Annotated in this window: 19 protein-coding genes; 10 read left to right on the plus strand and 9 right to left on the minus strand. The window is 47.5% G+C overall.

Features of this window, described 5'->3' with window-relative positions; genetic code table 11:
- Positions 1–102 precede the first annotated feature (102 nt).
- The 3 genes from RCO84_RS09650 to RCO84_RS09660 all read left to right on the plus strand — a co-directional run bounded on the left by RCO84_RS09650 (position 103) and on the right by RCO84_RS09660 (position 5014).
- Positions 103–3537 carry a glycosyltransferase family 117 protein gene (locus RCO84_RS09650; RefSeq protein ID WP_288575427.1) on the plus strand — a complete coding sequence of 1145 codons (3435 nt, stop codon included), beginning with the start codon at positions 103–105 and terminating at the stop codon, positions 3535–3537.
- A gap of 73 nt (positions 3538–3610) precedes the next feature.
- Entirely contained in the window at positions 3611–4222 is a 612-nt protein-coding gene (locus tag RCO84_RS09655; RefSeq protein ID WP_117694445.1) for a polysaccharide deacetylase family protein, read from the plus strand.
- A 48-nt stretch (positions 4223–4270) separates the two neighbouring features.
- Positions 4271–5014: a hypothetical protein gene (locus tag RCO84_RS09660; RefSeq protein WP_287851809.1), complete on the plus strand. Its 744-nt coding sequence runs from the start codon at positions 4271–4273 to the stop codon at positions 5012–5014.
- Positions 5015–5455: 441 nt separating this feature from the next.
- On the opposite strand, the gene RCO84_RS09665 is transcribed toward RCO84_RS09660, so the two are convergent.
- The 6 genes from RCO84_RS09665 to RCO84_RS09690 all read right to left on the minus strand — a co-directional run bounded on the left by RCO84_RS09665 (position 5456) and on the right by RCO84_RS09690 (position 13376).
- A complete protein-coding gene (locus RCO84_RS09665; protein WP_317584904.1) occupies positions 5456–8008 on the minus strand; it encodes an outer membrane beta-barrel family protein in 2553 nt (850 codons plus the stop codon).
- Positions 8009–8105: 97 nt separating this feature from the next.
- Entirely contained in the window at positions 8106–8312 is a 207-nt protein-coding gene (locus RCO84_RS09670) for a hypothetical protein (protein WP_287798329.1), read from the minus strand.
- Positions 8299–9063 (minus strand): type IV toxin-antitoxin system AbiEi family antitoxin domain-containing protein, encoded by a 765-nt coding sequence (locus tag RCO84_RS09675; RefSeq protein ID WP_317584907.1) that lies wholly within the window; start codon positions 9061–9063, stop codon positions 8299–8301. The genes RCO84_RS09670 and RCO84_RS09675 overlap by 14 nt, the downstream gene beginning before the upstream one ends.
- A 1285-nt stretch (positions 9064–10348) precedes the next feature.
- Complete coding sequence (gene xseB / locus RCO84_RS09680) at positions 10349–10543, minus strand: exodeoxyribonuclease VII small subunit (protein WP_006847759.1); 195 nt, start codon at positions 10541–10543, stop codon at positions 10349–10351.
- 30 nt (positions 10544–10573) lie between these two features.
- Positions 10574–11872, minus strand: a complete 1299-nt coding sequence (xseA, locus tag RCO84_RS09685; protein WP_317584909.1) for an exodeoxyribonuclease VII large subunit — start codon at positions 11870–11872, stop codon at positions 10574–10576.
- 49 nt (positions 11873–11921) lie between these two features.
- Positions 11922–13376: a S8 family peptidase gene (locus tag RCO84_RS09690; RefSeq protein WP_373690123.1), complete on the minus strand. Its 1455-nt coding sequence runs from the start codon at positions 13374–13376 to the stop codon at positions 11922–11924.
- A 271-nt stretch (positions 13377–13647) separates the two neighbouring features.
- Between RCO84_RS09690 and RCO84_RS09695 the strand changes: the two genes are divergently transcribed.
- The 5 genes from RCO84_RS09695 to RCO84_RS09715 are packed head-to-tail and all read left to right on the plus strand — an operon-like array spanning position 13648 to position 18339.
- On the plus strand, positions 13648–15102 hold the full coding sequence (locus RCO84_RS09695) for an MATE family efflux transporter (protein WP_287863143.1): 1455 nt from the start codon (positions 13648–13650) through the stop codon (positions 15100–15102).
- A gap of 33 nt (positions 15103–15135) precedes the next feature.
- A complete protein-coding gene (locus tag RCO84_RS09700; protein ID WP_287863140.1) occupies positions 15136–15759 on the plus strand; it encodes a cytidylate kinase-like family protein in 624 nt (207 codons plus the stop codon).
- Between the two features lie 54 nt (positions 15760–15813).
- Positions 15814–16995 carry a formate-dependent phosphoribosylglycinamide formyltransferase gene (gene purT / locus RCO84_RS09705; protein WP_144152827.1) on the plus strand — a complete coding sequence of 394 codons (1182 nt, stop codon included), beginning with the start codon at positions 15814–15816 and terminating at the stop codon, positions 16993–16995.
- Positions 16996–16997: 2 nt separating this feature from the next.
- On the plus strand, positions 16998–17408 hold the full coding sequence (locus tag RCO84_RS09710; protein WP_317584911.1) for a sugar 3,4-ketoisomerase: 411 nt from the start codon (positions 16998–17000) through the stop codon (positions 17406–17408).
- Complete coding sequence (locus tag RCO84_RS09715) at positions 17371–18339, plus strand: GNAT family N-acetyltransferase (RefSeq protein WP_234564011.1); 969 nt, start codon at positions 17371–17373, stop codon at positions 18337–18339. Before RCO84_RS09710 ends, RCO84_RS09715 begins: the two co-directional genes overlap by 38 nt.
- A gap of 49 nt (positions 18340–18388) precedes the next feature.
- Here RCO84_RS09715 and RCO84_RS09720 read toward each other — a convergent pair whose 3' ends face one another.
- From RCO84_RS09720 to RCO84_RS09730, 3 genes are read right to left on the minus strand one after another with little or no spacing between them, the layout of a single operon-like run.
- The gene (locus RCO84_RS09720) at positions 18389–18967 is read right to left on the minus strand and encodes a LutC/YkgG family protein (RefSeq protein WP_287587554.1); all 579 of its coding nucleotides are present in this window, start codon (positions 18965–18967) and stop codon (positions 18389–18391) included.
- On the minus strand, positions 18964–20337 hold the full coding sequence (locus tag RCO84_RS09725) for a lactate utilization protein B (protein ID WP_317576369.1): 1374 nt from the start codon (positions 20335–20337) through the stop codon (positions 18964–18966). Before RCO84_RS09725 ends, RCO84_RS09720 begins: the two co-directional genes overlap by 4 nt.
- On the minus strand, positions 20334–21071 hold the full coding sequence (locus tag RCO84_RS09730) for a (Fe-S)-binding protein (protein ID WP_144152820.1): 738 nt from the start codon (positions 21069–21071) through the stop codon (positions 20334–20336). The genes RCO84_RS09725 and RCO84_RS09730 overlap by 4 nt, the downstream gene beginning before the upstream one ends.
- Before the next feature lie 470 nt (positions 21072–21541).
- Between RCO84_RS09730 and RCO84_RS09735 the strand changes: the two genes are divergently transcribed.
- Positions 21542–23701 carry a DNA topoisomerase 3 gene (locus RCO84_RS09735; RefSeq protein WP_317584912.1) on the plus strand — a complete coding sequence of 720 codons (2160 nt, stop codon included), beginning with the start codon at positions 21542–21544 and terminating at the stop codon, positions 23699–23701.
- A gap of 6 nt (positions 23702–23707) precedes the next feature.
- Positions 23708–25690 carry a PorE family type IX secretion system protein gene (gene porE, locus RCO84_RS09740; protein WP_317584914.1) on the plus strand — a complete coding sequence of 661 codons (1983 nt, stop codon included), beginning with the start codon at positions 23708–23710 and terminating at the stop codon, positions 25688–25690.
- Positions 25691–25792 lie beyond the last annotated feature (102 nt).

Below are 25792 nucleotides of genomic sequence, written 5' to 3' on the forward strand. Positions count from 1 at the left end.
CTTTGCAACTGAAATGTGCCTTCCTAGAAAGGCACAGAGAAAGCACTCTGAAACAGAGAAAGCATTCAGAAAGAAATATAATACATTAAAGTTTAAACAATAATGAAACAGTACAGATTAGTGGACAATATCTTCGGATGGGTCGCATTCATCATTGCGGCGTTCACTTATTGTTCCACAATTGAACCGACAGCCAGTTTCTGGGACTGTCCTGAGTTTATTACGACTGCTTACAAGCAGGAGATCGGTCACCCACCAGGGGCACCATTCTTCATGCTTTTAGGCAATTTCTTCACACATTTCGCCAGCGACACTACCCAGGTAGCCAAGATGGTAAATACGATGAGCGCCCTGCTGAGCGCCGTCTGTATCATGTTCCTCTTCTGGACCATCACCCACCTGGCTCGCCGACTCGTCATCAGCGACTGGAAAGAACTGACCACCAGTAAGCTGATTGCCATCGAGGCATCCGGTATGGTGGGCGCACTCATCTACACCTTCAGCGATACCTTCTGGTTCTCAGCTGTCGAGGGTGAGGTTTATGCGTTCTCTTCTGCCTTTACCGCTGTGGTATTCTGGCTCATTCTGAAGTGGGAAGACCATGCTGACGAGCCTCATAGCGACCGTTGGCTTGTGCTCATCGCCTATATGACCGGTTTGAGTATCGGTGTCCACCTGCTCAACCTGCTCTGTATTCCAGCCATCGTATTGGTTTATTACTACAAGAAGGTGCCACATGCCAACCTCAAGGGCTCGATCCTGGCGCTGTTCCTTTCATTCCTCGTAGTGGTAGCCGTACTGTATGGTGTGGTTCCAGGTATCATCACCGTAGGCGGCTGGTTTGAGCTGTTCTTTGTCAACACCCTCGGCTGTCCGTTCAATACCGGTGAAATCGTATACATCATTTGTCTTGTAGCTTCTGTCATCTGGGGTATCTACGAAACCTGCCATGCTTCTGAGAAGAACGAGAAGAAGCAGAATATCGCCTTCGTTCTCGGCTTCGGCATGCTCGGCATCCCATTCTACGGATATGGCTGGACAGCTGCCATCACCGGCATCATCGTGCTGGTTATCCTCTGGTTCGTACTCGGCTACAAGCGCAAGCAGGAAGTAGTAACAGGCGTTGATGAATCTACAGGCATCGCCAAGAAGAAGATGCAGCTTCTGCCGCTCATCTCTGCACGCGTCAAGAATACAGCCTTGCTCTGCATGCTGATGCTGATGATTGGTTATTCCAGCTACGCACTCATCGTGATCCGTTCTTCTGCTAACCCTCCTATGGACCAGAACTCTCCTGAGGACATCTTTACCCTGGGAAGTTATCTGAGCCGCGACCAGTATGGTGACCGTCCTCTGTTCTATGGACAGGCTTATACATCACAGGTAGCCCTCGAAGTAGACGGCAACATGTGCAAGCCTGTCATGAAGGAAGGCGCACCGGTTTACCAGCGCAAGGAGAAGGCTTCGGCTGATGAGAAGGACTCTTACTTCGTAGTAAGTCACAAGAATCAGTATATCTATGCCCAGAACATGCTCTTCCCTCGTATGTACAGTTCGGCTCATGCCCAGGCATACGAAGACTGGATGGGCGGTGTAGAAGGCACAGAGATTCCTTACGACCGCTGCGGAGAGAGTATGATGGTAAAGATGCCGTCACAGTTTGACAACATCCGCTTCTTCCTTTCCTATCAGTGCAACTTCATGTACTGGCGCTACTTCATGTGGAACTTTGCCGGCCGTCAGAACGACATCCAGGGCAATGGTGAGCCAGAGCACGGAAACTGGATTACCGGTTTCTCATTCATCGATGATTCACTATATGGCGACCAGAGCAAATTGCCAGACGACCTGAAGGAGAACAAGGGCCACAATGTATTCTATTGCATGCCGCTGATTCTCGGTCTCGTCGGACTTTTCTGGCAGGCTTGGTATACCCGCAAGAAGAAGGTAATGAAGAACGGCAAGGAAGAGGAAGTACTCCTCCCTATCGGAATCCAGCAGTTCTGGATTGTATTCTTCCTGTTCTTCATGACAGGTCTTGCCATCGTCATCTACCTGAATCAGACACCGATGCAGCCACGTGAGCGTGACTATGCTTATGCCGGCTCATTCTATGCATACGCTATCTGGTGCGGTCTCGGCGTACTCGCCATCATCGACATCCTGAAGCGCAAGATGAAACTCAGCGGTACTGCCGTAACAGCCATCGTAGCAGTCATCACACTTCTCGTACCTATCCAGATGGCATCACAGACCTGGGATGATCACGACCGCTCAAACCGTTACACCTGCCGTGACTTCGGTCAGAACTACCTGATGTCGCTCCAGGAGAAGGGCAACCCTATCATCTTTACCAATGGTGATAACGATACCTTCCCACTCTGGTACAACCAGGAGGTAGAAGGCGTAGGAACTGATGCCCGTGTATGTAACCTGAGCTACCTGCAGACCGACTGGTATATCGACCAGATGAGGCGTCCTGCATACAACTCACCATCTGTGCCAATCACCTGGCCACGTCTCGACTACTGTTCAGGTACCAACGAATATGTATCTGTTGAGCCTGAGGCAAAGAAGCAGATTCTCGACTTCTACAAGCAGGATCCAGAGAATGCCAAGAAGCAGTTTGGTGCCGAACCGTTCGAGCTCAAGAACATCCTGAAGAACTGGGTACGCAGCAAGAATCCTGACATGCACTTCATCCCTACGGATACCCTCTATGTCACCATCGACAAGGAGGCTGTAAAGAAGAGCGGCATGATGATGGCATCAGATTCTATTCCAGACAAGATGGTCATCTCGCTTGCCGGCAAGAGCGCACTCTACAAGAACGACCTCATGATGCTCGAAATGCTGGCACAGTGCAACTGGACCCGTCCGCTCTACGTAGCACTCACCGTAGGCGAAGAGAACTATATGAACCTCGGCGACAACTTCGTACAGGAGGGACTTGTGAACCGTATCACTCCGTTCACCACCAACAAGCCAGGTGCCAAGAACTTCGATACAGAGAAGGCTTATCACAACATCATGACCCGATTCAAGTTCGGCAACCTGAAGCAGAAGGGACTCTACATCGACGAGACAACCATGCGCATGTGCTATACCCACCGTCGTCTGCTCGCCCAGACAGCCCTCCAGCTCATCGCCGAAGGCAAGAAACAGAAGGCTATCAACATCCTGAAGAAGGCTGATACCGAGATTCCTGCCTACAATGTTACGCTCGACTACATGAGCGGTGGCTTGGATATGGCTCGCGGTTGGCTGATGACCGGTCAGAAAGCCAAGGGCAAGGAATATATAGAAGCGGTATGGAAGAATGCTTCACAATACCTCAACTACTATCTCTCGCTGCCAAACGACCGTTTCCTCCAGTCAGAGCACGATTGCATCCGTCAGATTATGATCATGCAGAGCATCTGCGAGGCTGCCGGAATGGTGAGTCCACAGTTGGAGCAGAAGTATGAGAAGCAGCTCAACAACCTCTACCGTCTCTATCATGGCAGAGGTGGCAGAATGCCGGAAGGCAATCAGTAAAAAATAGAAAAAAGTTTGGTGTCGCGAAACACGACACCAAACTTTTCATTATTCATATAAACCTGTTTTATCCATGTTCATAGAGCAACCAGCCAAATGGCTCAGATGGTTATATCCAAAGGCCATCTGGAGAATGGACAAGAAAGACCATTCTGTCTATCTTACATTTGATGACGGTCCAATTCCAGAGTCAACTCCATTCATCTTAGAGACCCTGAGAAAGTACAATATCAAGGCTACTTTCTTTATGGTAGGCGAGAATGTATTGCGCAATCATGACCTCTACAACCAGATTGTGGCAGAGGGGCATCAGGTAGGCAACCATACATTCAATCATATCGGTGCCTTCAAGCACCGTGTCATTTCCTACGTGCTCAACACCAATAAGGCGAACGATATCATCCATGCCCATCTTTTCCGTCCACCTCACGGCTGGATGCGACCAAGTGAGTATTGGTGGCTGCACCGCACTTACAAAGTCATCATGTGGGATGTGGTGACGCGCGACTATTCCAAATGGATGACGGCAGAAGATGTGGTGAACAATGTGAAGCGATATGCCCGCAATGGCAGCATCATCACCTTCCACGACTCGCTGAAGAGCATTGAAAAGCTGAAGACAGCGCTCCCTCAGGCCATAGAATGGCTCATGGAACAGGGTTATGAATTTAAGACTTTTGAATAAGAAGCTGTTATTCCCAAACAGGAACAGCCCAATAAACACAGACAAGAAATGAGCAAAAGAATCAACAGTTATCAGGCAGTAGCTGCATTTGTAAGAGGTTTCTTCGAAGCTTACGCACGTGGCATCATCGATGCTACCATCGAAGGCAATGACTTCAGCAAGAAGAACGACCCGAAACAGATCAAGCAGATGATGCTGGAGCACTATGGCGAGGTAAACCAATACTTCTTCGACATCATGTTCTCTACCCTCGTACGCCTCAACTACAAGACTGCCGAGGAAGCCAACGAGCGCATGAAGAAGAATTTCGACAGCATGAAACAGGCTGACCCGACCTTTGAGCCAACCATGCTCGACTACCTGCGCATAGCCTGCAAATCAAACCAGCTTTACAAGGCGATGGAATCAGAATACAAGCGTAACTTCACCTGGCTTCTTCAAGGTAAGTTTACCACTCTTGAAGAGCATATACGCGATTACACCCACGGCATTCTCATCAGCCTCGCCGACGAGCCGATGGCCATCCATCTCCTGGTCCGCATCATCGTAAAGGCATACGCCGCCGGACTGAAATGTGGTAGCAAGGAGGGCGAACAGCACCAGCTCCACATGCCTACCCTTCACGGCATGTTGCTGAACAATGTCAACATCCTGCTCAACGAGACTCCGCTCAAGAGCAGCACCGAAGATCCTGTAGCCCTCTTCAAGGAGGCATGCAAGAATGAAGAAGAAAACATCAACGTTCTTTTCAACACATTAAACGATGCGATGAAAGAACTGGCAGAAGAATAACAGAAAAGCATCATTGATGACGAGCACAGCACCAGATTCGAGAACCTTATCTACCGTGCCCTGTCAAGTGGCTTGATTACAGAATCCAAGGCTGCCGATAATGGGGTTGTTGGTGCTTTTGCCTATTGAGAGAAATGTATTATGCAGGAGACAACGTAGCTTAAAATGAGCGATTTATGAGTGTTTTACCTCAATAGAGGTAATAATTTAGCAACGGTTCTAATTTCTGCAATGTGCATATGTTTGCTTGTCAAACAACTCTTTTCGTTTGCAAAAATATAACAATTTATTGGATACACAATAAAATGTATGTTTTTTAACGATTGATATTGATAAGTGAAAATTCTGTGGATGAACATCTCGGTTAATAAATCCTGAGATATTCATCACACAGAATTTGGGTATTGCATTTTAAAGGTTGATTTGAAAACCAATACTTTTCTAAAAACGATTAATCTCATCCTCAGCAGAACCGCTTCCGTTGTATTTATCTTTGAAACTATTGAAGTTGTAACTAATGGAAGCTATGATGCAGCGATTGAAGTTATTCACCTTTCTGTTCTGCACCACAAAATTAACCCTCTTTACATCATTCAACTTCAAGCTATCAAACAAGTCCTCTGCTTTCAATGTTATCGTCAATTTCTTTTTAAGTAACTGTTTCTGTACCATCATATTGAATGACGAATAACCGTTTTGCTCGTAGATGCCATGATGTCCCTTAATGTTCCAAAAGAAATCACATCGAAAAAGCCAATCGTTCCTTAGTGCCACTACATTTTGGAAAGCGAAGAGACCGTATGGATGATTGTAGTCTAATTGCTCTCCATTGTATGATAGCGTGAAATAAGGTTTATAGACACCCACCGTCAAAGTCGGTCGCCAACAACCAAAAACAGGTGAAACAACACATTGCGCTCCTAGTTGCTGGAAATCCTTGGCGTTGGTTGACATCCAAGTTACCGTTCCAGGTTTGCCGGATACAGCAACGACAGTCGGATGGATGTAATCCTTGATATACTGATAATCCAACTTGAAGTCGAATATGCTATAATTCACACTAAGTTCTGTATCATACACGTATTGCGGTTTCAGATAAATGTTGCCTTGCTCATAATGGTATTGATTGTTGTAGCTCACACTGTTGTTCAACTGACGAAACGAAGGACGGGTGACCCTGCTACTGAAATCAAGATTCATCCCCACTCTCCCAAACATAGTGGAAAGAAAAAGGGATGGAAGTAAGTCCGAATAATTGGTCTTGTTCTTTACTTCTCCTTGGTCTGTGTTGATGGCATGAATGTACTCATAGCGAAGCCCGATGCTTCCTTTCCATTTGGAGGCAGACAAACTAAAGGTGGCAAATCCTGCATACTTGGTTTCCTTATTCTTGAATTGGTCATCGGCTATCTTCCCTTCTTCGTTTACAGACATACCCCATGAACTGATTTTACTGAAATCCGTTCCGAAATCAAGCCTATCATTCTTATTCATGTTCCAAGCAAACACCCCTTTGAGTGCAGTCGCACGATTTCGCTGGTCGTTTCGCATATGCGTGATTTCTGAGACTGCATCTATTCTACTTGTCTCGCTCACTTGTTGCTTATGTTTCAGTTGAGCATAAACATAGTCGGCATCCAAGTTGAGCTGTAGGTTGTCTGTTAGTTTGCCGATATAATACAGATTGACATTGTGAAACCTTTCCTTTTCAGATTCTTCAGTCTTATTGTCTGTAGATGTCAGCAGTTCATCATTCTTGTACGTCTGCATATAGTCGAAAGGAGAGTCGAGCATCTTGTAGTTGGAGATGCTTCCCAAATATCTTCCGCCGATAGTGTGATTCTTGTTTATGGCATAATTCATACCAACATTATAGTCATGAGAGCGAGAGCGGTCGGAATATTCAGAAGCAGAAATCTCATGAAATGTATCTTGCTCGTAATTGAACTGGTTAACATCATATCTGATGTCACTTCTCGTATTGTCATATTGATATGCGAGGAATACATCCAAAGCTCCCTTGTGGATGTTGAGGTTGACCTCCTCGTTGTTAGACAAATTCTTATGTTTGGAGATTTCCGCACCCACAATACCAGAAAGTCCATCCAAGGAATGGTGTACGGTAGTGATGTTTATGACACTCCTTGTTTCTGCATCGTATTCTACCCCAGGGTTTGTTATGAGCTGTACAGACTTCACGTTGGTTGAAGAAAGAAGTGACAACCCTGAAGTATTAGTCTGCTTTCTTCCATCTATATAGATGACAGGCTCACCCTTACCAAACACCTCATACTTTCCATTTGTATAGAGCATCCCAGGAATATATTTGATAACATCTGTTGCCTTGCCAATATTTTTCAAATTGGAATTTTGAACGTCAAGCGTAAGTTTACCGTTTTCTCTTGATATATATTTGCGATGACCTTTAATCATAACTTTTTGCAGATTAATTGTTGCATCCTCCAAGGTTATGGCACCAACCTCACCGGTACGATATGCATTACAATAAGTTTTGTAGCCCACACAACTTACTTTCACAATTGCCTTTTTCACCTCGCAAGGAATTACGAACTGACCATTCTCATTTGTCACACCACCCGTGACTAAACTGGAATCACTAACATTGAGCAAAGCGACATTGGCGAAATCGACTGGTTGATGGTGAGTGTCTACAATGCGTCCCATCATTCTGTTAGAAGTCTTTTGAATACATTCTACAATGATAATATTATCCACTTGTTTCATCTTGATAGGGTAAAAACCTATCAAGTTCATGATGGCATCTAGAACACTTTCATTTTTGATGCTCTTCGTCACCTTGAAATCCTCCAACTCGTCATACACAAAGTTGATGACATACTTATCCTGTCGAGCATTCAAATCCTTCAATGCCGCAGAAAATGACACATTATTATATTGTCGAGTGATACGTTGGGCAGAAACGCCCATACTTATCACCGAAAGCAAAATCAAACTTATCAGATATTTACTCATAGCCTATTCTCTGTTTTATAATATATTGTATATACAGTTGAGGGAATCAAAAAACTAAGCAAAACAACAACTTTTTTCAAAATTTACAGAAAAACATTCAACGACTCCTTGTCTTCCACAAAACCATAGGATGAAATTTGATTCTATTGACCATCTCTTTATCCTCGAACAGCAGATTTAGACAGCAAAGGACTGTCATGGAAATAAGTATCTCCACCAATCGCATCACCTTTTCGAGGTTGTCGCGAATAAAGCCTTGCTCCTTGGCGATGATGTCAAGAGCTTGTTTGTTATATGAGTTCATATTCTTCCTTTGATGTTAGTTCTTGCGGCACATACATGCGCCATTTATTTACAAATGTATCCGACTCTTCGTTGTTAGTCAACCACTTGACGCTTTTGGTTCCCTTGGCTCGGCACAGCTCCAAGAGGGATTCTGAGATGTTGGCTTGTTCCTTGATTCGCTCCAACAGATAGCCTGTCTTCTGGTACAGGAATGCCTTGTCGTACCTTGCAAGATAATCGATGAGCCTTTCCTCATTGAGCAAGACGATACCCTCCATGCAATGCAGCAATTCCTCAATGCCCCCAGCTCGGTCGATACGGTCAAAGCAATCCAACAACGTACTCTCCATATCCGTTACTCGTACATAAGGGTTTCCCTTGGGAGTCATCATACCAACGATTTCCTTTGTTTGTCGGCAATAGGTGTAATCCACATCGTCGAAAGAAAAGGAATTGAAGCGAGGCATGCTTTTCACAAAAACCTCATTGAAGGGTTGATGAGCCAATCCATGAAATTCCAATGCTGTGTGATAACTGATGCAAGCTGTATGTGACAAGTGGCTTCCTATCTCATACTTGTCGCAAACAGGTAAGCCAGATGCAATATCCTTCATGCAATAGGTATTGCGCCGTATAGCCACAATCCACCCTTGTTGCTTGTACCGAGCAAGCAACGCTTCCACCGATTTCACCTTGCCTTTCAGAGCCTCAGAAAGTTCATCCGAAGTGAATATCCGCAGCTTATATAATATACTCAATAGTTCTGTCATTGTTTCTAATTTTGCACAAAAATATAAAATCTAATTTATTTATGAGAAAAATCAGAAACTTTTTATGCTTTTTTATATGTTCTTTCCATCTTAATTATCCGACTACGGAGGAACAAATCACCGACAGGCAAGTTCTTTTGGGAGTACCCCAAAAGGATGCCAACCGTAATCGGCGTTCTCCTTCGTGTGACAGAACAACACCGGCCAATACCCATCCATACCTTCAGGCGAACCTCCTCGCTAGTATAATGGGTGAAAATCCAATTGGTAAAACGAACAAACTCGGAGAGCAAGACTTCTCATCGACAGAAAGAAGGATTTTTTTTTCATCGTTCCCTTTTTTAAAAGATTTATTTTTTATTTTTTTAATTTTTACTACAATATGATAAATTCCGAATTTCTATATCGCCCTTTTGTCGTATCTTTGTCGATAGTTACCGAATGGTAAACAGCGGGGTGAACACTTGCCCCAAGCATTCACCTTTTCGGCTCAGGGGTGAACCCTAATAAAAAGAACTTTGTATATACAGCGCATGCTAGAAATATAAGAGTCTATATTATAATGGGTTATATAGTGTTTTTAACACATTATTAACGCTAAAGGTTGGCATCAGGGTTCACCCATCACTGACTTCATCGCCAAGGGCAGAGGACGACTATTCGCAGCAGGATACCGCCCCCGACCTGCCCTTCTAGGGGTGGGTAGGGTAAGTAAAGGGAGGGTACTTTCTAAGAGTTTCCTTATGTAAAGGTTCGTCTACTATAGGAAAGATATAGTATATATATAGGCTCCCAGAAAAATCGATTTCCTACTCACCCTAGTTACCCCCCGGCCGTAAACAAGATAGTTACGACCGCTAAGTATCATGGTTACGATGGCTAAGTATCATGGTTACGGATAGTATTTAAGTCGCACACGGATCTCACGGATTTATTTTTTTCGTTGCAAGCAACGGGTATTCTCATTTGGTCTTAATGGAAAAACTCCAAAGAAGTCGAAATCGGTGAGTATCGGTGAGCAACAGTGAGCATCGGTGAGTTGGGAAAATGAAATGTTGTATCTTTGCAATGTGATTCAGAAAGAGAAGTCTCACATGGATCTCACAGATCTCACGGATCTTCTTCGTTGCAAGCAACGGTACTCACTAAGACTCACAGCCAAAACTCCGAAGGAGCCGAAATCCGTGAGATCCGTGAGATCCGTGTGCAAAACTAAACATTAACCCTTTAAAATCCATAGAATCCAATGAAGAATCAAAGAAAAATCGGCCCGCCACTCAGAAAATCAATCCTCGCTGAGGAGTTTCTTGATTTCCTCATCGGTCTTGGTGAGTTTGTCTTTACAGAGTTTCACCAAGGTTTTGGCACGTTTCAACTGCTCGGAGAGCTGATCAATATCGAGTTCATCATTCTCCATTCTTTCTACGATTTCTTCAAGCTCTCTTACGGCTTGTTCGTATTTCATTTCTTCTTTTTCCATATTTTTATTTTGCTTTGGGGTAACAGAGTTTTATTCAACTTTTGCCTTCACGCTGCCCTCGGCCAACCTCGTTTCAATGATGTCGCCAGACTTCAGTTGCGAGGCAGAGCGGATGCTTTTGCCATCTTTCAGCGTAATGCTGTAGCCACGTTTCAGCAACAATTCGGGGTCTTGTGCCTGGATGCGCTGGGAAAGAAGCTGCAGACGATGACTCTCGTTGAGCATCTTCCTTTCCAATATCGGCTGAATATTCTGAGAAAGAATCTCGAAATGGCGCTGGGCTTCCGATAGTTTCGACTGGACATTCGTGTTTAAACGGCTCATCAGACGGTCGAGATAGGCTCCCTGCTTCGTCTTCACCAGCGAAAACTTGACAGGAATCGTGTTGCTCAGTCTGTCGAGCCTCATCTTCTCCACCTGCAGACGGTGCTTCACATTCTGCACGATAGCCTCTTGCGCATTCATTACACGGGCATAAACCTCGGTAAGATGGTTGACGAGGAAGGCAGCAGCGGCTGTCGGTGTCTTTACACGCTGGAAAGAAATCATATCCAGCACACTCTCGTCCCTTTCATGTCCTATTCCCGTGATGATAGGCAGCGGGAAGTTTGCCACATTCTCGGCAAGCGCCAGGGTGTCGAAACCCGAGAGATCGCTCGTAGCGCCACCGCCTCGGATGATGACTACGCAGTCAAACTGTTCCCATTCGGCATTGATACTGTCGAGGGCAGCTATCACACTCTGCTCTACTCCCTCGCCCTGCATCGTAGCCGGAAAGAGGCGGGTTTGAAACTGCAGACCATAATCGTTATCGGCAAGCTGGTTGCAGAAATCACCATAACCTGCTGCCGTAGCACTGGAAATGACGGCGATGCGCTGGCAGAACATCGGGAGCGCCAACTCCTTCTGCAGTTCGAATACGCCCTCTGCTTTCAGCGTATTGATGATTTCCAGCCGCTTGCGCGCCATATCGCCCATCGTATAGTTAGGATCAATATCATCTACTATCCAGGAGAAGCCATAGTTCTCATGAAACTGCGCGTGTACCTTGAGTAGCACTTTCATACCGGCATGAATGCGCTGTCCGGTGATGCGCTCGAAATTCGGTTTGATGAACATCCATCGGTTTCGCCAGCAGGAGGCATGCGCCTTAGCAATGGGCGTATTAGACCGCTCATCCTTCTCGATGAGTTCCAGATAGCAGTGCCCGCCGTAGCCCTCGCGAGCCTCGGAGAGTTCCGCTTCCACCCAATAGCTGTCGGGCAAGGACATCGAAATGACCTCACGGACTATGGAGTTTAATTCATAGAGAGATAACCTTTGCTTCATATATTGCTCTTCACTCTAAATTCTTCACTCTTCGTTCTTCACTTTTCACTTACTTAATCGCTTTCCCCGTCTGATAAGCCTTCCAGAAATCAGGCACACCATATCCGAATACATTATCGGGATGATGCTGATTATTACCAGCCAATCTCACGAGTTTCATAATCTGCTTAGCCGTCTTCTGAGGCAAAGCCTGCCAGAGACACGCTACCATTCCGGCGATGAGCGGAGAAGAGAAAGACGTTCCGTTATCATTGATGATATTTCCACGGCCCGTAATCACACAGGTAGGACTTCCGTAAGCCATCACATCAGGCTTGATTCTGCCGTCAACAGTAGGTCCCACAGCACTGAAAGCCGCATTCTCGCCCATTTCGTTTACGCTGCCCACGGTAAGGATATTGCGTGCATCGGCAGGGAAATTGATTTTCTTCCAACTTCCCATTCCGTCGTTTCCTGCAGAATTGACACAGATGATTCCCTTGTCAGCACACATCGAAGCGGTGCGGGAGATGAGGGTAGAATTACCGTCCTGCTCATAATAATGATGGTTGGTAGACGCATCATCGAAGCCATGATAGCCTAACGAAGAGTTGATGACATCCACGCCACAACTGTCAGCATATTCAGCCGCAAAAGCCCAGTAATCCTCTTCTGCCAGACTCTCTGTGCGCTCATCTTCACAGCGCACCAGCAGATATTGAGCCTCAGGCGCCACCCCCACGAATCTTTCGGGTTCGTTGGCAGCCATCGTAGAAAGCACCATCGTTCCATGCTCCATCTCGGCGAAAATATTCTTGGATTGAGGAACCACAAAGTCCTTAACGCCCGCCAATCTGATATTATGCAGCGCCGGAATCTTATCCACATTCATGAATCCGCCGTCGAAGACAGCAATCATCATTCCTTTGCCCAAATGTCCGGTTCCATGCAGCCGCTTGCCGTTGAGCGACTTGATCTGCGCATCGGCAGCACCATATTCGCCTACTCCACCAGTCCAATCGTTCAATTCCCTGCGAACGGTACTTCTGATGCGCTGACTGACAGAATCGGGAGCAGAGAAGACCTTCATCTTCCGGGTGATGAAATCGAGATCATCCAGTTTCCGTAGTTCCTTCTCCTTATGAATGCGGACCAGCAGGGTATTGTTCCACTTGCTCTTGCCCACAATCTCGATGCCTGCCTCGCTTACAGCCTGCTCATAAGCAGGAGCTATAGGCAAATCAGTAACATCGATGGGCAGATTCTGCCTCTTTCTGCGCTCAATGGAACGGGGAGAGAGAAAATCTGCCGGGCGACTTACCGAAAAGGGAGTGTGATTGAGGTCTTTGTCTCTGAGATAAAGACGATACATCATACACTTGCCTCCCGGATACGACACCATATCGGTTTCGGCGATGCGGGGCAACCGCATCAGTTGCTCAAAATTGCTAACCCTGTCTTCGCGAGCAAACAAAGAAAGAGCGGTCATTAAAAATGCATAAAGCATCAAAAATTTTTTCATCATTATATCGGTAGTCCGGTTTGTTATTGTTGTTGCTGCAATATTTCTGTATTGCATTTGTTAATGAGTTGAATTGTTTATTCTGAAGTGCAAAAGTACAGAAATTGTACGAAAACACCAAAGGAAAAGGGAAGTTTTTTATCATGAAATGCAAGTTTTTCTCATATATATAATAAGGTATCAGATATTTTTTGTACTTTTGCAGACAAGTAGCCGCTGCAATTGCATTCTGAAAGAAGCTGGGCGAGCGGCTATGAGGAAAAAACAGATATAAATGGAAAATAAACAAGCGACATTAGAATTAGGAACCAAGCCGGTGGGCAAGCTGCTCGTTCAGTATGCCTTGCCAGCGATGATTGCGATGACCGCTGCCTCACTCTACAACATCGTTGACCGAGTATTCATCGGTCAGGGTGTGGGAGCCATGGCCATCTCAGGTCTCGCCATCACCTTCCCCTTCATGAACCTCACCGCAGCCTTCGGAGCCGGTGTGGGCGTAGGAGCGTCTACTGCCATCAGCGTGAAGCTGGGACAAAAAGATTATGCCACAGCGCAAAACATTCTGGGTAATACGATTTCTCTGAATCTCATCATCGGTATCGGACTAAGCATCATCTGCCTGCTCTTCCTCGACCCTATCCTGAGATTCTTCGGAGCCAGCGACCAGACGCTCATCTATGCACATGAGTATATGGTCATCATCCTGCTGGGCAATGTGGTGAGCCACATGTATTTCGGTATGAATGCCCTGCTCCGAGCCGCGAGCAAACCCAAGCAGGCGATGTTTGCCACCATCTTTACGGTTGTGATGAACGTGATACTCGATGCCCTCTTCATCCTCGTTTTCAAATGGGGAATACAGGGTGCCGCCATCGCCACCATCCTATCGCAGCTGATGGCGCTGATGTGGCAAATCAAGCTCTTCAGAAACAAGAATGAACTGCTCCACTTCAAGAAAGGCATCTACAAACTGAAGAGGAAACTCGTGGATAATATCCTTGCCATCGGCATTTCGCCTTTCCTGATGAACGTGTGCGCCTGCATCATCGTCATCTTCATCAACAACCAGCTGGTACGGTTCGGAGGCGACCTCTCCGTGGGAGCCTACGGAATAGCCAATGGTATTGCAATGGTGTTCGTGATGTTCGTATTCGGCGTAAACCAGGGAATGCAGCCTATAGCCGGATACAACTATGGAGCCCAGAAACTGGACCGACTGATTCGCGTACTGAACCTGAGCATCATTGCCGCCACCGCCATTATGGTAACGGGCTGGCTGATAGCGATGTTCCTGTCTTACTACTGCGCGAGAATGTTTACTACCGATAAGCAACTGATAGACTTGGGCATTAAGGCAATCAGAGTAGTGATGTTCTGCTTCCCGGTCATCGGGTTCCAGATGGTTATCACCAACTTCTTCCAGTGCATCGGAAAGGTGAAGATCAGTATCTTCCTCTCCTTGTCGAGACAGTTGCTCATCCTTCTGCCGCTCCTGGCTTTTCTGCCGATGATATGGGACATTGATGGTGTATGGTACAGTATGCCTATCTCCGACTTCTCAGCCGCAGTCATCGCTGCCATCGTAATGTCATGGTACATGAACAAGTTGAAAAGACAACATAGAGAAAGTGAAGAACGAAGAGTGAAGAGTGAAGAATTCAACGGCTTTACTAATCATAAAGTTCAATGTTCAAATCTCAAAGTTCAAAGTAACAAAGGCTTATCATAAAGTTCAATGTTCAAATCTCAAAGTTCAAAGTAAATGGAAAAGATTATCATAAACGTAGGTCGCCAGATAGGTAGCGGCGGCCATATCATCGCCGAGAAGCTGGCGGAGGATTTCGGTTGCAAATGTTACGACCGTGAGCTGCTGAATCTTGCCGCCAAGGAGAGTGGATTCTCTGAGAAATTCTTCGAGCAGAACGATGAGCAGAAGGGATTCTTCAAGTCTCTCTTCCATACCCATCTGCCCTTCCTGAGCGATAACAATTTCTATCACAACGACTTCTCGCAGGAAGGTCTGTACAAGTTCCAGAGCGACGCCATCAGAAAGGCTGCCGATGAGGGCAACTGCGTGTTTGTGGGCAGAACCGCCGACTATGTGCTGCGTGATTACAAGAATGTGATCAATATCTTCATCACCGCCAACTTCGACGACCGCATCAAGGCAGTGTGCAAGCGAAAGGACATTGACAGAGCCTCCGCCCGCAAGTTCATCGAAAGCCATGAGGAGCAGCGCGCATCTTACTACGATTACTATACAGGCAAGAAGTGGGGACACAGCGAGAGCTACGACCTCTGCATCAACAGCAGCCATCTGGGAATCGAAGAAACAGAGAAGTTTATCGCAGAATTTATCAGAAAGAAGTTCGGACTTAGTGATTAATTATTAGTGATTAGTGATTAATTTTAGGGACATAAAATATTAAACATCATATAAATGAAGAAGATTATGCTTTTGGGCTCAGGCGAACTGGGCAAAGAATTTACCATCGCCGCAAAGCGAGCAGGACAGTACGTCATCGCTTGCGACAAGTATGACAATGCACCAGCCATGCAGGTAGCCGACGAGCGGGAAGTGTTCTCGATGCTCGATGGCGACGCATTGACCGCAGTGGTAGAGAAACATCACCCAGACATCATCGTGCCTGAGATTGAAGCTATCCGCACTGAGCGACTCTTCGACTTCGAGAAGGAGGGCATCCAGGTTGTGCCTTCTGCCCGTGCCGTGAACTACACCATGAACCGCCGTGCCATCCGCGACCTTGCCGCCAAGAAACTGGGTCTGCGCACCGCCAAGTATTTCTATGCCAAGACCTTCGAGGAATTTAAGAACGCTGCCGATGAAATTGGTTTCCCATGCGTAGTGAAACCTCTGATGAGTTCAAGCGGCCATGGTCAGAGCTATGTTCACAACGATGATGAACTGAAGGAGGCTTACAAGGAAGCAATGGAAGAAGGTCGTGGCGACGTGAAGGAAGTAATCATCGAGGAATTTATCGACTTCGATTCTGAGTTCACCCTGCTCACCGTCACCCAGAAAGACGGTCCTACCCTCTTCTGTCCACCTATCGGCCACGTACAGAAGGGCGGCGACTACCGCGAGAGTTGGCAGCCATTCCAGATTTCTGAAGAGGCTTTGAAGAAGGCTGAGCACATTGCCGGCGAAGTAACCAAGGCATTGACAGGTGCCGGTCTCTGGGGCGTAGAGTTCTTCCTGAGCAAGCAGGGCGAAGTCATCTTCTCAGAATTGAGTCCTCGTCCACACGATACAGGTATGGTAACCCTCGGTCACACCACCAACCTGAGCGAGTTTGAGCTCCACTTCCGTGCCGTGATGGGCTTGCCTATCGCCGGAATCCATCTGGAGCACATCGGCTGTTCTGCCGTCATCCTCTCACCAGAGGAAAGCACCGAGCCATTAAACTACAATATGCTCGATGCGCTGAAGGAAGACCACACCCGCATCCGTATCTTCGGCAAGCCAGAGGCTCACGTAGGTCGCCGCATGGGCGTCGTACTCTGCTACGGCGAAAAGGGCGATGACCTCAACCAGCTTCGCGACAAGGCAAAGCGTCTGGCAAAGACTGTATTGGGAACCGACCCATACATGAAGAAATAGACATGAAAGAATTAGGAAGAATTATCACATTACCCAAGATATTCGACCCTAGAGGCAACCTGACAGTGGCAGAGGGAGAGACGCATATTCCCTTTGCCATTGCCCGTACCTACTGGACCTATGATGTTCCGGGCGGAGAAAGTCGCGGTGGCCATGCTCACAAGGAATGCCAGGAATTCATCATAGCAGCCAGCGGTTCCTTTTCGGTAACACTGGATAATGGAAAACAGAAGAAGACCTATCATCTCAACCACCCTTGGGAGGGACTGTTCGTAGATGTCAATATCTGGCGAACACTGGATGATTTCTCTTCCGGCTCATTGTGTCTGGTTCTGGCTTCCCAAAAGTTTAAGGAAGAAGACTACATACGCGAATATGACGAATACCTCAGATATGCAAGACATCATGTTTGAAATCATCAAATACACCCCCGAATATCGCCAGCAATGGGATGAGTATGTGGCAAAAGCCCGAAACGCTACGTTTCTCTTTTACCGCAACTATATGGATTACCATTCCGATAGGTTCAAGGACTATTCTCTCCTATTCTTCAAGAAGGGGAAGCTCCACTCCATCCTGCCAGCCCATCAGGTAGGCAAGACCCTCTGCTCACATTTCGGACTCACCTATGGCGGACTGATCATGAACATCCACGTCACGATTTCAGATGTCTGCCAACTCTTTGAGGAACTGAATGTGTATCTGCGTCTTCAGGGTTTCGAGAAGGTACAGTATCGTCCTATTCCCTGGATCTATCATCTCCATCCTTCAGAAGAAGATCTCTACGCCATCTTCTGGAAATGCAAGGCCTATCTTTCGCTCCGCAATATCGGCACAACCATCTTCATGCAGCAGAAATTGCGCTGGCGCAAAGACCACCTGCGCCGCCTGAAGAAGGCTCATCAGAATGGAGTGACCGTAGTGAGAGATGCAAGCCTGTCGGAATTCTGGGAGGTATTGAATGAGAACCTGGAAAAGCGATTTGGTGCCAAACCGGTACACACGCTTCAGGAAATGGAACTTCTGAAAAGTCGATTCCCCGAGAATATCATCCAATACAATGCTTATCGCAACGGGCACATTATAGGAGGCCTCACCTTTTATATTACCCAGCAAGTGGTACACGGACAATATAGTTCTACCAACGATGAGGGAAAGGAATTCGGAGCCATGGAGGCTATCTACGAACAGATTATGTATCATGATTACCCCGATTATCCCTATCTGGACTTCGGCAGTTCTACGGAACAGCAGGGAGCCTGGATCAACGAAGGCCTCATCGCCCACAAGGAAGGTTACGGAGGAAGAGGCGTGGTTTACGACACCTATGAATGGACAGTATAAAGAGAAATCCCGAAGTTCACACGATAGTGAGCTTCGGGATTTCTGCCTTTTACAAGAGTATAACTGTCACACCACGAGCAGCTTGCGCACCCATAACCAGAGCCTGCTCAATATCGGCAGTCTTGGAAGGACCACTGATGAAAATACCGAAATTGTACTTCGGATCCATCTCAATACGGGCATAAGCCTCATGCATATTGTTCACAATCTTCTCTTTTTCGAGGAATATCACAAGGTATTCCGAGATGAAAAGCACCGCTTTCTCCTTCATGGTCTGAGGAATCCAGACGCAACCATTCTCGGCAACACCCACTTCACCACGAACAATACCCACATCAGTACCATTCAGGTCATTAGCCTCAGCCACCGTATCAGGATTCTTCTGGGCAATCGTGATTTCTGGCAGATGAGAGGCAAAGACCTTGGCTTCCGGATAAGCCTTCTTCACCAGCTCATCCAGACTCTCACCCTCCTTCGCCTCTATCACATGGCCACCTACCGATTCCGTCATCTCAATAAACTGTTTCAGCGTATCCTCATACTGGATACCCTTCACATCTACGGCAGGCATATCGAATTGAACGTGCGTATTCTTACGCAACTTGTTCAGGAAATCTTCTTTCTTCATTTTACTTTCCCCTCCTTCCATAATTGATGAAAACTCTTCTTTGCAAACTCAGGCATGGCGTGACCGATGCCCCAGGCATTCCAATTGCTGAAGTGCGTACAGCATTCAGGAATCAGGTTGGCGAGTGGCGCAAACTTCAGGGCTGTGGTGTAGAGCGCAGGACGGTCGAAGAGATACTCCATACCATTCGACATCGCCTTCTTCACAGGATCTGCCTTGCCCAACTTCTCCAGACTCTGGCGCCATACGTAAATCTGCGAACCCGGTCCTACCTTGGAAGGACAGACATTGTCGCAAGACAAGCACAAGGTGCAGGCAGAAACATTGTCGCTGTACTTCTGAGGATTCTTCAGCATACCCAGGTTCACACCAATAGGACCCGGTATAAAATAGGTGTAACTGTAACCGCCTGAACGACGATAAACCGGACAGGTGTTCATGCAGGCACCGCAGCGCATACACTTCAACGTCTGCCAGTGGTCCTTATCGGCGAGAATATCACTTCTGCCGTTATCCACTAATACCACATGCATCTCGGCACCCGGACGAGCCTGGCGGAAATGAGAAGTGAAGGCGGTGGTAGGCTGACCGGTTCCGCAGCGGCAAAGCAGACGCTGGAACACAGCCAATGACTTATAATCAGGAACCAGTTTCTCAATACCCATCGCTACGATATGGAGCTTAGGCATGGAAGTGGTCATATCCGCATTACCCTCGTTGGTGCAAACCACGCAATCGCCAGTGGCAGCCACACCGAAGTTACATCCGGTCATACCTGCTCCAGCTTCCATAAACTGGTCGCGAAGATGATGACGTGCACAGCGGGTCAGGTAAGTAGGATCGTAGTTGCCGATTTCCTTGGAGATACCCTTCTCCTCGAACATCTTACCTACCTCCTCACGCTTCAGGTGGATGGCAGGCATCACGATATGGCTAGGCTTCTGACCCAGAAGCTGGAGGATACGCTCACCCAGATCGGTCTCCACCACGTCAATACCGTGCTGCTCCAGATAAGGATTCATCTCGCACTCCTCGGTGAGCATCGACTTCGACTTCACCATCTTCTTCACGTTATGATCCTTCAGGATACCGAGCACAATCTCATTGAATTCCTGCGCATCCTTTGCCCAGTGAACCTTTACACCACGGCTCTCCAGATTCTTGGAAAACATATCGAGGTAATCGGCAAGATGGGTAATCGTGTGCATCTTGATTTCAGACGCATGCTCACGTAGGTCTTCCCACTCAGGAAGTTCCTGCGCCATTTTATCTCTCTTCTGACGAACAGACCAGAAGGTAGCGTCGTGCCAGGTGGTCTTCTCTACATTCTGCGTAAACTTCGCAGCTCTCTTGGAATGTTCTGTACTCATAGTCCTGCAGCTAATATTTGAACAACATGAATAAACTTGATCGGCATATTCTCTTTCTTGGCGATTCCCGCCATGTGCATCAGGCAGGAAGAATCCGGACCCGTTACATACTCAGCGCCTGTAGCCATGTGGCGCTTGATCTTGTCCTCGCCCATACGGGTAGAAACGGCAGGTTCCTCAATAGAGAACATACCGCCGAATCCGCAGCACTCATCCTTGCGCTCCGGTTCGTGGATGGTAATGCCTTCCACCATATTTAAAAGGTCGATAATCTTGTTGAACGGCTTGATGTGGCGCTCAGAAGGAGATGACAATCCCAGTTCGCGCACACCGTGACAACTGTTGTGTACACTCACCACATGCGGGAACTTTCCCGGCACATGATCCACCTTCAGCACATCGTGAAGGAACTCCACAACATCCATGATTTTATTTGAGGAAATACACTCGTGCTTACCCTCAAGGATTTTAGGATAATACACCTTTACGTAAGCGGCACATGAGGCAGAAGGAGCTACGATATAATCGTAATCCTTGAACAGCTCATCAAATGTCTCTATGACCTTCTCCGACTTGTCCTGAAAACCGGCATTAGCCATTGGCTGGCCGCAGCAAGTCTGTTTTTCGGGATAACCCACGTCTAGTCCGTAATGCTTAAGCAACTTGTATGTAGCCACACCCGCTTCAGGGTAAAGGGCATCCACATAACAAGGGACGAATAATCCGACTTTCATTGTTGTTATATTTATCTTGTTTGCTATTTTTTATTCTTTTTCTACATGACTAAAAGCCGTTGCAAAAGTAACAAAATAATTGCAAAAATACGACATTCTAGAGAAGAAATAATAATAATTGATGTTATTTAACTGTAAAGAATTGCTGAAAATTTGGAATAATCAATAAATAGCGTAACTTTGCATTCTGAAATAGAATCCGTCGTGGCGCCATCGACCACAACATTCCCCTGTTCACCAATGCCCGTCTGGCTTCCGCCTTCATCGAGGCATTCTGCACATTGAGCCAGGACCAGCTTCAGATTAAGAGCTGGCAGGAGTACGAGTAATCCGTGCCTTTTCTATATTATGCCACACCCTCCAAGCCTTATAGGGCTTTTATTTTATTCCCGGCAATGAGAAAAAGGAGGCGAAATGATGGCTATCTCATTATTTTATTGTACCTTTGCAAACAGAAATAAGAATAAAACATGATAGTTTGTATAGCAGAGAAACCGAGCGTGGCTAAGGATATCGCCCGAATCATCGGGGCTACCACGGCACGCGACGGTTATATGGAAGGTAATGGTTACCAAGTAACATGGACCTTCGGCCACCTTTGTGAGCTGAAGGAACCGGATGATTATACTCCGATGTGGAAACATTGGAGCCTTGCGGCGTTGCCGATGATTCCACAGCGATTCGGCATCAAGCTCATCAACGATGAAGGCATCAAGAAACAGTTTGCTACCATCGAGAAACTGATGCAGGCTGCCGACAGCATCATCAACTGCGGTGACGCCGGGCAGGAAGGAGAGCTTATCCAGAGATGGGTGATGCAGAAGGCACAGGCAAAATGCCCGGTCAAGAGACTGTGGATTTCATCCATGACCGATGAAGCCATCAAGCAGGGCTTCCAGGAACTGAAAGACCAGGGAGAATATCAGTCACTCTATCTTGCCGGACTTTCCCGTGCCATCGGCGACTGGATTCTCGGTATGAATGCCACCCGACTTTACACATTGAAATACGGTCAGAACCGACAGGTGCTCAGCATCGGCCGGGTGCAGACCCCTACCCTTGCCCTCATCGTGAACCGACAGAAGGAAATCGACAACTTCGTTTCCGAACCTTACTGGGTACTCGCCACCATCTACCGCGACACTCAGTTTACCGCCACCAGCGGCAAGTTTACCAGCAAGGAGGAAGGCGAGAAGGCTTTCAGCACCATCGCTGGCAAACCCTTCACGGTTACAGATGTAAGCAAGAAGAAGGGAAACGAGGCGCCACCTCATCTCTACGACCTCACCTCGCTGCAGGTGGATTGTAACAAGAAGTTTGCTTACTCTGCCGATATTACGCTGAAGCTCATCCAGAGTCTCTACGAGAAGAAGTACACCACTTATCCTCGTGTAGACACCCAGTTCCTGACCGACGATATCTATCCGAAATGTCCGCAGATTCTGAACGGAGTGAGTCAGGCAAAGATCATGAGTCAGCAGAAATACCTCCCGCTTATCCAGCAGCTCGCAACAATCAGCAAGAAATTGCCGAAGAGCAAGAAGGTTTTCGATAATAGCAAGGTAACCGACCACCACGCCATCATCCCAACCGGTGTTCCGCCAACCGGACTCACCGATATGGAGGCAAACGTGTATGATCTCATCGCCAAGCGTTTCATCAGCGTGTTCTATCCGGACTGTAAATTCTCCACCACCACCGTTTTGGGCGAAGTCATCAACGAAGACGGACCGAAACCGGAGAAGATAGAGTTCAAGGTGAGCGGTAAGGAGATTCTCGAACCAGGCTGGCGAGTAGTCTATGCCAAGGATGTAAAGAATGCTGATGACGATGATGCTTCAGATAACGCCAACGGAAATGCAGACTCAGGTAATGGTGCCAAGAAGGAAGTGGTAGAAGAAAGAACCCTCCCATCCTTCACAAAAGGCGAATCGGGAGAACATCAGCCTACCCTGACGGAGAAATGGACCACGCCACCTAAGTTTTATACCGAGGCAACCCTGCTGCGTGCGATGGAGACAGCCGGTAAATTCGTAGAAGACGAAGAGCTGCGTGCTGCATTGAAGGAGAACGGAATCGGCCGACCTTCCTCCCGTGCCAGCATCATCGAGACCCTCTTCAAACGCCACTACATCCGTCGCCAGCGCAAGAATCTGATGGCAACCCCGACAGGCATCGAACTCATTGACACCATCCATGAGGAACTGCTGAAGAGTTGCGAGCTGACCGGTATCTGGGAGAAGAAACTCCGCGACATCGAACACAAGACCTACGATCCTGCCGACTTCATCAACGGACTGAAAGAACAGATCAACAAGATTGTCCTCGATGTATTGTCAGACAACAGCAACCGGAGAGTGACCATCATGACAGAGGAAGACCTCAAGAAGAAACCAGCTGCCAAGAAACCGGCTGCCCGAAAGGCTCCAGCCAAGAAAGCCGATAAGGCTGCAGCACAGAATACAGATTCTCAGAATGCTCCTGCTCAGCCGGATCCAGCTGCCGACCCAATGGTTGGCAAACCATGTCCGCTCTGTGGCAAGGGCGTCATCATCAAGGGCAAGACCGCCTATGGCTGCAGCAACTGGAAGGCAGGCTGCCAATATCGTCAGCCATTCTCGCAGATGTAAATCAATATGAAACAAATAAGATTTTATCAAATCATAACAGCAATCAGCTGCCTCTTTCTGATAAGTTGCGGCATTGACCAGAACCTGAAGAAAGCAGACAAGCATCTTTCTTTAGGCGAATACTACGATGCGGCAACCCAATATAAAAAGGTGTACACCAAGACACCTGCAAAAGAGCGGGCTGCCCGGGGCAAGGTGGCTCTGAAGATGGCACGCTGCTATGATAAAATCAACAGTACGCCAAAGGCACTGGCAGCCTACAGCAATGCCATCCGATACAAGCAGGCAGACCTCAACGACCGCTTGGCTTACGCCCGGCTTCTCCTGAAGAACGGAAGTTACAGACAGGCTGCCAAGGAATTCGAATTCCTGCTCGATTCCATGCCCGACAACATGCTGGTAAAGAACGGACTCGAATCGGCACGAAAAGCCCCAGTCTGGAAGAAGGAAGGAAGCCGGTACAAGGTAAAGCGGATGGATGTTTTCAACTCCCGAAGAGACGACTATTCGCCGATGTTCCTCAGCGATGACAACAGTCAGCTCTATTTCACCTCAACCCGCAACGAAGCCCAGGGCAACGACCTGAACGGAGTGACGGGAACGAAATCTGCCGACATCTTCTTCTCTGAAAAGAACGACAAAGGCAAATGGAGCAAGCCGGAAGCCATCGGAACCGGTCTCAATACCGACTACGAAGAGGGCGCATGCTGCTTTACCCCAGACGGCAAGCAGATGTACCTCACCCAGTGTACCACCGATCCCACTTCGCCCCGCTTAGCCCAGATAGTAACCTCCAACCGCTCAGATGCAGCCTGGAGCAAGCCTACAAATCTGCAAATCAGCAAAGATACACTCAGTTGCTTTGCCCATCCAGCCATCTCTCCTGATGGCGAATGGCTCTATTTCGTATCAGACATGCCGGGCGGAAAGGGCGGTCTCGACATCTGGCGAGTGCGCATCACCCCTGCCGGACTGGGCGGCGTAGAGAATCTGGGCGAGCCTATCAACACCCCAGGCGATGAGATGTTCCCTACCTTCCGTCCTAACGGCGACTTCTACTTCAGCAGCAATGGTCATGTAGGAATGGGCGGACTCGACATCTATATCGCCAAAGTAAATTCCCTCACCCGGAAATATGAACTCACCCACCCCGGCTATCCGCTGAATACAGAAGCCGATGACTTCGGAATGACTTTCGAGGGGCTCCACAACCAGGGTTTCTTCTGCTCTAACAGAAAAGACGGAAGAGGCTACGATCATATCTACTCCTTCGAGAATCCGGAGATTGTTACCACGATGAAGGGATGGGTTTACGAGAAAGACGGTTATGAACTGCCTGCCGCCGAGGTGAGAATCGTAGGCAACGACGGAACAAACAGGAAACTATCCGTCAAGGGCGACGGTTCGTTTATCCTCCCTATCAATCCGCATGTCGACTACCTGGTGATGGCATCCTGCAAAGGCTACCTCAACCACAAGGAAGAACTTCGGGTTGATTCGGCTAAAGAGAGTAAGGAATACGTGCTCCAGTTCCCGCTGGCTTCCATCACAGCCCCTGTACTCATCGACAACATCTTCTACGATTTCGACAAGGCAACCCTTACCGAAGCCAGTACAACAGCCCTCGACCAGCTGGTAACGCTGCTGAAAGAGAACCCGCACGTTACCATCGAACTCAGCGCCCATTGCGACTACAAGGGAAACAGCGAATATAACAAACATCTGTCTCAGCGCCGCGCCCAATCGGTAGTAGATTATCTGATAAAACACGGCATAGAGAAAGAGCGCCTCACCCCTGTGGGCTACGGCAAGGAGAAGCCGAAGAATGTGCGCAAGAAACTTACCGAGAAGTATCCTTGGCTCAAAGAAGGCGATGTGCTCAGCGAAGAATTTATCCTGAAGCAGAGCAAGGAGCATCAGGAAATCTGCAACCAGCTGAACCGCCGAACCGAGTTCAAAGTGCTACGCACTACCTATAAATTGTTTTGACAGGAAGGGCATAAACTTAAACAGACCGAGATGAACTCTCGTTCACATCGGTCTGTTTAAGTTTATGCCCCCTACTTCTTTTACGTGTTTTTATCACAATTG

Source organism: Segatella copri (genome assembly GCF_949820605.1).
GTDB lineage: Bacteria > Bacteroidota > Bacteroidia > Bacteroidales > Bacteroidaceae > Prevotella.